The organism is Mesorhizobium silamurunense, from assembly GCF_014843825.1.
Lineage (GTDB): Bacteria > Pseudomonadota > Alphaproteobacteria > Rhizobiales > Rhizobiaceae > Mesorhizobium > Mesorhizobium silamurunense.
This window is the reverse complement of sequence record NZ_JHQR01000365.1, coordinates 1-10,931: the sequence shown is the minus strand read 5'-3', so window position 1 is coordinate 10,931 and position 10,931 is coordinate 1. Positions and strand designations below refer to the sequence as shown.

Below are 10,931 nucleotides of genomic sequence, written 5' to 3'. Positions count from 1 at the left end.
GGCACGCCTGGCAACCGCCAGCCAGCAGGCCGGCACCGGCGACGTCAACCTCAACGCCATCGCGGCGGCCGTCATCGGCGGCACCAGCCTGTTCGGCGGCCGCGGCAGCGCCTATTCGGCGCTGCTCGGCATCATCGTCATCCAATCCATCGCAAGCGGCCTGACGCTGCTCGATCTGTCATCCTCGCTCCGGTACATGATCACCGGCTGCGTGCTGGCGATCGCGGTCATCGTCGATTCTCTCGCCCGCCGCTCGCGTGTCTCACACGGCCGCGCCTGACGGCTCATCGAAGAGGATCACAATGTCTGAAAGTCTCTCCGGCAAGGTTGCCGCAATCACTGGTGCTGCCTCCGGCATCGGGCTGGAATGCGCCCGCGCCATGCTCGCCGCCGGCGCCAAGGTCGTCCTGGTCGATCGGGCCGAGGACCGGCTGAAGGCACTTGTCGCGGAACTGGGCGACAATGCTTCAGCGGTGGTTACCGACCTGCTCGACCCGGCGAGCGTCGATCGCATGATGCCCGAGGTCCTGGAAAAGGCGGGCAAGCTCGACATCTTCCATGCCAATGCCGGCGCCTATGTCGGCGGCGAGGTGGCATCCGGCGACCCCGACCAATGGGACAGGATGCTCAACCTCAACATCAACGCTGTCTTCCGCACGGTGCACGCCGTGCTGCCGCATATGATCGAGAGGAAGAGCGGCGACATCATCGTGACCAGTTCGGTAGCCGGCTTCGTTCCCGTGGTCTGGGAGCCGATCTACACCGCCTCGAAATTCGCCGTGCAGGCCTTCGTCCATACGCTTCGCCGCCAGGTGCTGAAGCACGGCATCCGAGTCGGCGCGGTCGCTCCCGGTCCGGTGGTGACGGCGCTGCTGAGCGACTGGCCGAAGGCCAAGATGGAAGAAGCGTTGGCCGCCGGCAGCCTCATGGAGGCCAAGGAAGTGGCCGAGGCCGTGCTCTTCATGCTGACGCGGCCGCGCAACATCACTATCCGCGACCTCGTCATCCTGCCGCAGAGCGTCGACATCTGAGCCTTCCAACTCCGCATGATGGGGCCGCAATCATGATCCTCGACCGCTTCCGACTGGACGGCAAGGTCGCGCTGGTGACCGGCGGCACGCGCGGCATCGGCCTCGCCATCGCCAAGGCGCTCGGCGAAGCCGGCGCGCGCGTCGTCGTTGCGGGCCGAACCATGAAGGATGATGCGCGGCAGGCACTCTCGGGTATCGCCTTCGATTTTCTCGCAGCGGAAATGCTGGACGAAAAGGCGCCGGACGGGTTGGTTGCCGAAACACTGGCCAAGGCCGGCCGGCTCGATATACTGGTCAACAGCGCCGGCATCGCCGTGCATGGCGACAGCGGCGACTATCCGGAGGACATCTGGCGGCAGACGATGGCGATCAATGTCGATGCCGTCTTCCGCTGCTGCAGGGCGGCGCTGGCGCCGATGCGGCGCCAGGGCGGCGGCGCGATCCTCAATGTCGGCTCGATCTCCGGCATCGTCTCCAACATTCCGCAGAACCAGGTCGCCTACAACAACTCCAAGGCGGCGGTGCACATGATGACCAAGAGCCTCGCCAGCGAGGTCGCGGTCGAGAACATCCGTGTCAACGCCGTCGCGCCCGGCTATATCGAAACGGACCTTTCGCGCGGCGGCATCGAGAATCCGGAATGGTTCCCGATCTGGCGCGGCATGACGCCGATGGGCCGCGTCGGCCAGCCGGAGGAGGTTGCCGCGGCCGCACTTTTCCTGTGCTCTCCTGCTTCGAGCTATGTGACCGGTGAGGTGCTGGTCATCGATGGCGGCTATACTACCCGCTGAGACAGGAGAACCGGCATGAAACTCAAGGATAAGGTCGCCGTCGTCACCGGCGGCGCGCAAGGCATCGGGGCGGCCATCGTGCGCGGCTTCGCCGCCGAAGGCGCTCATGTCGTTATCGCCGATATGGCGATCGACAAGGCGGACGCGCTGGCTCAAGAGTTGGGCGGTCAAGCTTCCACCGTCCGGCTCGACGTGCGCGATCTCGCCTCGATAGAGGCGATGGTCGATGCGGTGACAAGGACGCATGGCGGCATCGACATCCTGGTCAACAATGCCGCCGTCTTCGACATGGGACCGCTTCTGGAAATCTCGGAAAAGAGCTTCGACCTTCAATTCTCGGTCAATGTGAAAGGCCTGTTGTTCACGCTGCAGGCGGTGGCCAAACGCATGGTCGCGCAAGGGCGTCGCGGCAAGATCATCAACATGGCCTCGCAGGCGGGCCGACGCGGCGAGGCGCTGGTTGCCGTCTACTGCGCGACCAAGGCTGCGGTGATCAGCATCACGCAATCGGCCGGCCTTGCGCTGATCAAGCACGGCATCAACGTCAACGGCATCGCGCCAGGCGTGGTCGACACGCCGATGTGGGATCAGGTCGACGCGCTGTTCGCGCGCTACGAAAACTTGCCGGTCGGAGAGAAGAAGCGGCAGGTCGGGCTGGCGGTGCCGGCAGGCCGCATGGGCGATCCCGACGACTATCGGGGCGCGGCCGTCTTCCTGGCGTCGAGCGATGCCGACTACGTCGTGGCGCAGACGCTCAATGTCGACGGCGGCAACTGGATGAGCTGATCGGCCGAAAGCCCGGTCGCCCCAGAGACCGCTGGCGAGCGCTATGGCGCTGCCATCCGGATCAGTGCCAGTCGCGCGCGTGGTTGAGATGCGCGTCGGTCAGGCCGTCGCGGAAGAAGCGCTGGTAGTAGCCGACATCGACGTGGTGAACCTGCAGCCAGATGCCGGGCACGTGGATGGCGTCGCAATGCGCCGGGAAGCGGCCGTGCGTCTCGTAGATGTAGGTGCAGATGTCGCGCACGCAGTCGATGACGTCCTGCGTGTAGACCGCCGCCTCGCCGAGATAGCGGTGGCCGTAATCGCCTTTGTAGATTTCGGCAAAAAGCTTCTCGTCCGAGTAAAGACCGCTCTTGCCGAACTTCTCCTCGACGACTTCGGCGACGGCGTCCGCCATCGAGTCGTAGTAGGGCGGCGACATGCCCTTGATCAGGTGCTCGCCCTCGAAGCGCAGGCCGATCGGGTTGCTACGCAGATTGGCGTATGTCGGCAGTGGAATATGCCAGCGCAACAGGTCCATGAGCCGCCAGCGCGGCACCGCCACGTCGAAGCCGAGCATGGCGCCATAGGTCTTTGAGAATTTCGGATCGCCGAGAAGCACCGGCGGGCTGATCGAGCCATGGATCCAGGCGCCCAGCCCCATGGCATCGGCGACGAGGAAGATGTTCTGCAGCAGAAGATCGGCCTCGATCTGCGTGCGCAGCGAGCCGATGGCGCCGAGCGGGATCTTCAGGTCCTTGTTGAGGAAGCCGTTCTTGACCCAGCGCTTGACGCCGGCCGAGCGATAGAAGTTGCGGTCGTCGACGATGTGGGGCCGCGCGCCATCGGGCTGGGTGAGCAGGTACATCATGCCGTTGATGTACTGGCGCGAGAGATCGACGACCGGCAGCAGGATGGTGGTGCCCGGCAGGTTGGACAGGAAGCGGTTGGAATCGAGATAGGCCGGAAAGTCGCGCTGGCCTTCGGCGACGTCGAGCCGGCGATCGAGGATTTTTACCTTGGCTTCCCGCGCGCGCTCGATCAGCCGCTCGGGCGTGAAGGCGGTGTTGCCGGCGGCGGGCGGTGGCAGCTTGCGCAGGAAATAGGTGCCGCTGTCGTTGATCAGGAAGAAGTGCGTGCCTTGCGCATTGTCGGGACTGCCCGCGGTGCGGCCGGCCATGGTGAGGTTGGGCTTGGCCATGACCGGCTGCTTCGTCGCCGGATCCTGGAAGGGCCGGTCGGGCATGGTGAGGCCGGTGCAGCCGGTCATGGCGATCAGCACCGCCTCCTCGAGTTCCGACAGCGGCTCGCGCGGCTGGTCGGACTGATAACTCATGCTGCCGGCGAGCACCGAGCTGCCCTGGCTGACGCGGTGCGTGCGGCGGCGGAAGATCGTCTCGACCAGCGGCCGCTTCAAAAGCATATCGAGCCCGGAGGCGATGCTGCCCTTCGCGGTCGCGGTCGACTTGAGCGGCGCCGTCATGGCTTTGCTCCCGCCATGGCCGGATCGGTGCTTGCGGGCACGATCGGGCGCCACGGCGCGAAGGCGCTCTGCGTCCTTGGCAGCACCGAGGCGAGGTCGGGGCAGTGGCGCAGGATCAGACTGGTCATGCCGTTGTTGGCGATCCAGTCGATGCCGAAGGGCGAGTAGATCTCCGGCCTGTAGTCGACGGTGAGGAAGCGGTCGCTCTGAAGCCGCCGCGATGCCATCAGGATGAAGATGCGGAAGGCGGTGTCGCTGAAGCCGAAGCCCGCCGGCGCCGGCTCGGAGAGCAGGCCGACCACGGTATCGATCTTGTCGACGTCGTCGTAGATCTGCTCGAGCAGCCGCGCGTCCTCGGGGCTTGCCGCGACTTCCTCGAAGCTCCTGATGCGTGGCCGGTGCAGGCCGGCACGAAAATCATTGTAGCGCGGCACGCCGCGCCGCCTGGTGCGCACGATGTCGACCACCGAGAGGTCGATGATCTCTTTGTCGCGCTCAAGCTTCAGCAACGATCTTGGGAAGTTGTGCAGCGCGATCGCGCCGGGATGCGCGACACCGAAGGAATAGAGCGTGTTGCGCAGGCCGAAGGATCGCATGATGTCGTCGGCGTTGGCGCCCTGTATGTCGAGGAAGCCCTTCTCGGCGATCTTTTCGCCGGACCGGTGGTGGTAGAAGCAATAGTCGTCCGGCAAGAGCGGATGCATGCGGTAGACGGTGGTGAAATCCTCGGTCAGCGAATAGGGCGCGGCGTGATGGTCCGGCATCGTCTTCGGGATGCCGGTCGACGCATGCTCGTCAAGCAGCCACAGGCCGAATTTGGTCACCCAGTCATTGGTCGGCGGGCCATTCCAGTTGCTGGACAAGCCGACCTCGATCGCCCGCGTGGCGAGGATCGCCGGCGTCCATTCCACGGTATGGATTTTGGCGATGAGCGCCGACACGATCAGCCGCGCCGTCTGATAGATGCGCTCGTCGTCCCAATTCCTGTAGCGCGACCGCAATTCGTCGCAGAGCAGATTGTGCTCGCGCGCGAACAGCGTGTGCATGGCGCTGAGGCCAAGCCACCAGCTCTCGTTGAAGCCGGTGACCTCGAAGCCCTTGATGTCGACGGGCAGGTGGTTGTCGACCAGCCTGATCTTGGCGCCTTCGCGCAGCATGTTCGCCTTGGCGCTGTTCGGACCATAGACCTCCGATCCGTCCCACCAGTGCGAGGCGGCATTGCCGAAATAGACCGGCGGCCAGCTGGGGCCGCGGTCCAGCGCCTGGTTGCCGGCAATGCGCATGACCTGCTCCGGCTTGCCGCCGACCGAATTCGTCCACTTCATGCCGGAAGGCAGCGGCACCACGATGTCGTTGGTGCCGAGCGGATTGCGGGCATGATTGACCCAGTCATGCACCTGGAACTGGATCCAGGCTGCGGCGAGGATGTTGAGCGAGCGCGCCGGGATGAACGTCTCGCGATGCAGCAGTTTTTCCGCGACGACGACCGGATTCGGCGTGTCGAACAGGTCGGGCGCGTAGGCCGGTTTCAGGTTGCGGCCGAAGGTGGCGCCGACCGCGCCCATCTTCGGCGCCGAGAGGTCGTTATAGGTGCCGTCATAGGTGCGCGTCTGACGCACCACCTCAGGGATCGGCGTCTGCGGCTCCGGCCGCGCCTCGGGCGGCGCCTCGACCACTTCCGTGTCGATCAGGTTCTTTTGCCTGAGCACATAGCGGAAGGCGTCAAGGTTGAGCAGGCTGAGGCGAAGCGGCAGCTTGTGCCATTCGAAACGGCGATTGATAGCGACGAAGGCCTGGCGCGCGATGGCGCCCAGCAATCGGTTGCGCAGCGGTGCTTCCGTGCGCCAGCGATAGGCCAGCCGATGCGCGGCACTCGCGTCATAGACGACCTTGCGCGCCCGATTGAGATTGCCAAGCGGACGGAACTCGTCGGTCGTGTTCCACGGGTTGAAGGCCAGCTCGTCGATCACCCTCGTGTTGGTGAAGGCTTCGGCGGTACCGGCCGACGGCTGGGTGATGGTGAGCTCGGCCACCTTCACCGGCGGCGAGACCGTTTCGGTCCACTCGACCGACGTGTCCTCGATCGGCGTCGAGCGCTCGTCGAGGAAAGGCTGGACGCATAGCTCGAAGCGGATGGCGCCAACCGCCAGCCGCGCGGCGAATTCGTTCGACAGATAACTCGCATCCGTATCCGACGGATCGGGCGCGGGTGCTGCGCTCGGCACCGGCCGCAGCAGATAGCGCACTGCGAGCGTTTCGCCCCAGCGTATGGCGCCGCGGCTCCAGAAGGTCTCCAACGCGACGCTGCGCACCTTGCGATTGCGCCCCGTGGAGACGTTCCTCAGCATGCGGATTACTTCGGCCGGACCGAAGCGGAAGGCGAGGCCGAGGAGGCCGACGATCTTGCCGACCGTACCGCCGGCGGTCGCCTTGGCGAAGGCGACGAACTGCGTGGCATCGCGGGCATGCGAGACCGGAAAATTGGTGGCGAGCAGGTCGTGCTGCTCCTCGTCCGAGACCTTGACGCGCAGCGCCACGCCACGCAGGTCGGGCTTGTAGTCGGCCTGGCCCGAGCCGTTCGCGTTGGAGAAGCGGACGATCGCCGGATAGGATTTCCCCGGCTGGGCGAAGCCGGCGCGGAAGTCAGCGGGAAGATCGTCATTGAAGCGCAGCGTCGCATCGATCGAGGCGAAGATCGGCTTGGTGTGGAAAGCGCGCTGGATGCCTGCCGCCTTGGAGCGCCGCTTGGTCTTCAGCTGGACATGCATCATGTCCTGCGCCAGCCGCTCGAACATCAGGCGCTCATCCTCCGCGGAGCCTTGCGGTATTTCGCGCCAAATCGCTGTTGCCTGCCGGCCTGCTTGCATCAACACGACGTGCCTCCTCGTCAGTTCGAGCGGATGCGTCCCGCGATCATTTCGGCGACGCCCGCGACCACGCCCTCGGGCGAGGCGCTGTAATGCGGCAGCGCCAGGCGCGTGATGTGGGCGTCGATGATTGCAGGCTTGCCGAGCGCCAGCGCGTCCTCGAGCGCGGCTTCGAATTCCTCCAGAGTCTCGACGCGATAACCCTTCGCGCCGCAGGCCTCGGCGTGGGCGACGTAGTCGGGATTGCCGAAATCGACCAATCCGTATTCGTGATAGGATTGCAGCTGATAGAGCTTGATCAGCTGGAACTCGGCGTTGTTGAAGACGATCCAGATCACCGGGATGTCGTACTGGACGGCGGTGAGCAGCTCGAAGCCCGAAAGCAAATAGCAGCCGTCGCCGCAGCCGACGATCACCGTACGCTCGGGATGGGCGAGCTTGACGCCGAGCGCGCCGTTGACGTTGCCGGCCATCGGGCCGAAGCCGCCGGGCTTGCGGAAATTCTGGCCCGGCGCGATCTGCAGATAGTAGCCGAGCCAAGCGAGATGCGCGCCGGCATCGGCGAGAACGATGGCATTGTCCGGCAGGCGCTTGGATAGCGCCTGCGCCATCTGGCCGGGATGGATCTTGCCGGTGAGATGGAGGATGTGCTCGTCGCTGTAATCGGTCGCCTCGCGGTCTGCCGTGGTGCTCGGCTCGAGCATGTCCGACATCTTGTTGAGCAGCGCGCCGACCGCCAGTCTGGCATCGCCGATGACGGCGCCGTCGGCCTTGTAGACCTTGTCGATCTCGCCGATGTCGATGTTGATGTGGATCAGCCTGCGGTCCGTGAACAGGTCGTCGCGGAAACCGAAGGTGGCGTGCTGGGCGAAGGAATTGCCGACAGCGAGAACGAGGTCGGCTTCGAGGAAGGCTTCCCACGCGGCGCTATGGCCGCTGTCGCAGAAGACGCCGACGCACAACGGATGGCGCTCGGAAATGATGCCCTTGCCGTCGAGCGTGGTCGCGAAGGGTATCTGATAACGCTCGACGAGCTGCTTCAGCTCGTGGCCGGCGCCGCTCTTCACCGCGCCGAAGCCGATGAGGGCCAAGACCTTCTTGCCTTTCTCCAGCGCCTCCACAAGCGTTTCGGCCGCGTCCCGCACCCGCGCCGGGTCCGGCAGGATAGGCTTCACCTGCAGCTCGATGGGGCGGAAATTGTCGACCGAGACGCCGTGATCGGTGAGGTCTTCCGGGACATGGATGTGGACAGGACCCGGCCTGCCTTCGAAGGCGATGTTGACGGCTTCTTCCAGCACGTCGCAGGTCTTCGAGGCATCGGTGAGCAGGAAGGATTTCTTCGTCGTCGCGGCAAACATCGCCTGGGAGTTCGGCGTGCGGCTTACTCCCGATGTCTCGTTCAGCGCGCCCTTGCCGGTCCATCTGCGCGAGGCGTAACCGGAGATTGCAAGCACCGGGTAGGAATCCGACATCGCGACCGCAAGGCCGGAGAAAAGGTTGAACGCGCCGGGGCCGGCGGTGGCGAAGCAGACGCCGAGGCGGCCTGAGAACATGGCATAGCCGCAGGCCATGAAGGATGCTGCCTGCTCATGCCGGGTGATCACCGGCCGGATCGACTTGGAGTGTTTCAGCGCCAGCATCAATCCGGCGGCATTCTCGCCCGCGCCGCCGAATGCGGCGCCGACGCCGATCCCTTCCAGCGCTTTGACGATTGCCTCGTAGACCCGCATCCGCATCGCCCCCGATTGCGCTTCCGGCCTGCTCGATCGAAGGGGACCGATAGCGCGAGGCGGAATGGGCAGAAAATACTTAGAAATGAAATCAATAGACCCGACAATCTCTGCTCCCGGCCGGGTACTGACTGTGAAGCAGCTAACACTGGCGGCAAAATGGAGTTGACGCCTGCGGCAGCAAGACCAAGTATTTCCCCGGGGCGACATCGCGGTTATCAGTGCATGGCGGTCGGCCGGATGGCGCCCGGTTCAAATCCTGCGCCTAGTTCAGCGCGCTCGCAGGCCTCCAGAGACCCCGTCGCCTTGGTTCTGAGGTCCGCGCGGTGGCGAAATCGGGACCTGGACGGTTCGCGCTCCGCTGCCGGCCGAGGTCGATTGAGAGGAACGATCTCGCGGCTGATGCATTTTGCTTCCCTCAACAGTTGAGGGAATCCATGCGCATTGCCCATGTCGCGCCGCTCTATGAATCCGTCCCCCCGAGATTTTATGGCGGCACGGAGCGGATCGTCTCCTATCTCACCGAGGCGCTGGTGGAATTGGGGCACGATGTGACGCTGTTCGCGAGCGGCGACAGCGAGACCTCGGCGCGGCTGGTGCCCGGCCGCGACCAGGCGATCCGCCTCGATCCGCGGCCGAAGAAGTCGGAGATCGCGGCGCATATGGCGATGCTCTGCGATGTGCGCGGCCGAGCCGGCGAGTTCGACGTCATCCACTTCCATCTTAGCCATTTCGTGCATTTTCCATTCTTCGAGCATATGGCGGAACGAACGGTGACGACGCCGCATGGCAGGCTCGATTATGTCGACCTGGCGCCGGCCTACACGCGCTTTCCGCGCTTTCCGATGATCTCCATCTCGCACAGCCAAAAACGGGGATTGCCCGATGCCAATTGGCTGGCGACGATCCACCACGGGATTCCGGTCGGCGCCTATCCGCCGACCTACGAGAAGCCGGCCGGAGAGCCCTATCTGGCCTTTCTCGGACGCCTTTCGCGCGACAAGCGGCCGGATCGCGCGATCGAGATCGCGCGGCTTTCAGGATTGAAGCTGAAGCTGGCGGCCAAGATCGGCGACGACGACCGCGCCTATTTTCACGACCAGATCGAGGCGCTCATCGACGGCGACCGCGTCGACTATGTCGGTGAGATCGCGGAAGACGAGAAGGCCGAGTTTCTCGGCAACGCCGCGGGCCTGCTGTTTCCCATCGACTGGCCGGAGCCGTTCGGCCTGGCCCCGATCGAGGCCATGGCCTGCGGCACGCCGGTGATCGCCTGGAATTGCGGCGCCTTGCCGGAGATCATCGACCAGGGCGTGACCGGCTTCGTCGTGGATACCGTCGATGAGGCGGTCACTGCGATGCCCGCCCTCCTCGAACTCGATCGTCGGCAGGTGAGGGCGGTCTTCGAAAAGCGGTTTTCTGTCACCAGGATGGCGCGCGACTACCTTGCCGCCTATATGCGGCTGATCGGTGCTCATGCGGTGAAGGCTTCGTGAATTATATGCCTTAGGGGGCGCAGCTAGCGAAAGAGGTTACGAATGATGGAACTCGACGAGCGCAAGCTCGATCCCGCCGTGGCCCTTGCCTCGCTGGACGAAACGGCGCCACGGGAACCACACCGGCTGTTTGCGCTCAAGCAGGGCGACTGTTTTGTCGTCGCGGACGCCTATGGCGAAATCAGGGGCGCCGGCGACGGTTTCTTTCGTGACGACACCCGCGTCCTGTCCGAATTCCGCCTGACCGTCGGCGGCAGGCAGATGTCGCTGCTCGGTGCCTCGCTCAGCCAGGACAATGTGCTGTTCACCAGCAACCTGACCAACCTGCCGATTCAGAGCGCCGCCGGCCGCGACATTCCGCAAGGTGCGATCCACATCGAGCGCGTCAGACTGATCTGGCAGGACAGGCTGTTCGAACGCATCACGCTTTCCAACTACAGCCGCGAGCACTCGACCATTGCCGTCTCGCTCCATTTCGCCGCCGACTTCCGCGACATGTTCGAGGTGCGCGGCTCGACACGGCCAAGGCGCGGAACGGTCCATGTCGCCAGGACCGACAAGGCGTCGGTGCTGCTCGGCTATGACGGCCTCGACGGCTTGCCGCGCCTGTCGGCCATCTCCTTCTCGCAAGCGCCCGACCAGTTGCACGACAATCGCGCCGACTTCCTGATCGCGGTCACCAAGCGCAGCAGCAAGGTGCTGTATGTCGAGGTCGGTCCTGAGATCGCCGACGCGCCCGGGCGCGACCGCTTCCGCGCCGCCGCGGCCCGC

Annotated in this window: 8 protein-coding genes and 1 pseudogene; 6 read left to right on the top strand and 3 right to left on the bottom strand. The window is 64.8% G+C overall.

Annotated elements, in window-relative coordinates; translation table 11 throughout:
• The 4 genes and pseudogenes from DH10_RS33355 to DH10_RS33340 form a co-directional block, all read left to right on the top strand.
• Positions 1 to 280 (top strand): annotated as a pseudogene (locus DH10_RS33355) (sugar ABC transporter permease); the annotation flags it as partial.
• Positions 281 to 302: 22 nt separating this feature from the next.
• The gene (locus DH10_RS33350; RefSeq protein WP_192243475.1) at positions 303 to 1,031 is read left to right on the top strand and encodes an SDR family oxidoreductase; all 729 of its coding nucleotides are present in this window, start codon (positions 303 to 305) and stop codon (positions 1,029 to 1,031) included.
• 32 nt (positions 1,032 to 1,063) lie between these two features.
• The gene (locus tag DH10_RS33345) at positions 1,064 to 1,822 is read left to right on the top strand and encodes an SDR family NAD(P)-dependent oxidoreductase (RefSeq protein ID WP_192243473.1); all 759 of its coding nucleotides are present in this window, start codon (positions 1,064 to 1,066) and stop codon (positions 1,820 to 1,822) included.
• 15 nt (positions 1,823 to 1,837) lie between these two features.
• The gene (locus DH10_RS33340) at positions 1,838 to 2,608 is read left to right on the top strand and encodes an L-iditol 2-dehydrogenase (protein WP_192243471.1); all 771 of its coding nucleotides are present in this window, start codon (positions 1,838 to 1,840) and stop codon (positions 2,606 to 2,608) included.
• A gap of 61 nt (positions 2,609 to 2,669) precedes the next feature.
• Here DH10_RS33340 and DH10_RS33335 read toward each other — a convergent pair whose 3' ends face one another.
• Genes DH10_RS33335 through DH10_RS33325 form a run of 3 tightly spaced genes read right to left on the bottom strand, consistent with a single transcriptional unit; the run spans position 2,670 to position 8,664 of the window.
• Positions 2,670 to 4,067, bottom strand: a complete 1,398-nt coding sequence (locus tag DH10_RS33335) for a hypothetical protein (protein WP_192243469.1) — start codon at positions 4,065 to 4,067, stop codon at positions 2,670 to 2,672.
• Complete coding sequence (locus DH10_RS33330) at positions 4,064 to 6,934, bottom strand: peroxidase family protein (protein ID WP_192385811.1); 2,871 nt, start codon at positions 6,932 to 6,934, stop codon at positions 4,064 to 4,066. The genes DH10_RS33335 and DH10_RS33330 overlap by 4 nt, the downstream gene beginning before the upstream one ends.
• A gap of 20 nt (positions 6,935 to 6,954) precedes the next feature.
• Positions 6,955 to 8,664, bottom strand: a complete 1,710-nt coding sequence (locus DH10_RS33325; protein WP_192243467.1) for a thiamine pyrophosphate-binding protein — start codon at positions 8,662 to 8,664, stop codon at positions 6,955 to 6,957.
• Positions 8,665 to 9,101: 437 nt separating this feature from the next.
• On the opposite strand from DH10_RS33325, the gene DH10_RS33320 reads away from it, so the two are divergent.
• Together DH10_RS33320 and DH10_RS33315 are read left to right on the top strand one after the other, a co-directional pair.
• On the top strand, positions 9,102 to 10,160 hold the full coding sequence (locus tag DH10_RS33320; RefSeq protein WP_192243465.1) for a glycosyltransferase family 4 protein: 1,059 nt from the start codon (positions 9,102 to 9,104) through the stop codon (positions 10,158 to 10,160).
• 42 nt (positions 10,161 to 10,202) lie between these two features.
• A partial coding sequence (locus tag DH10_RS33315; RefSeq protein ID WP_281423884.1) for a glycogen debranching N-terminal domain-containing protein occupies positions 10,203 to 10,931 on the top strand: 729 nt, incomplete at its 3' end.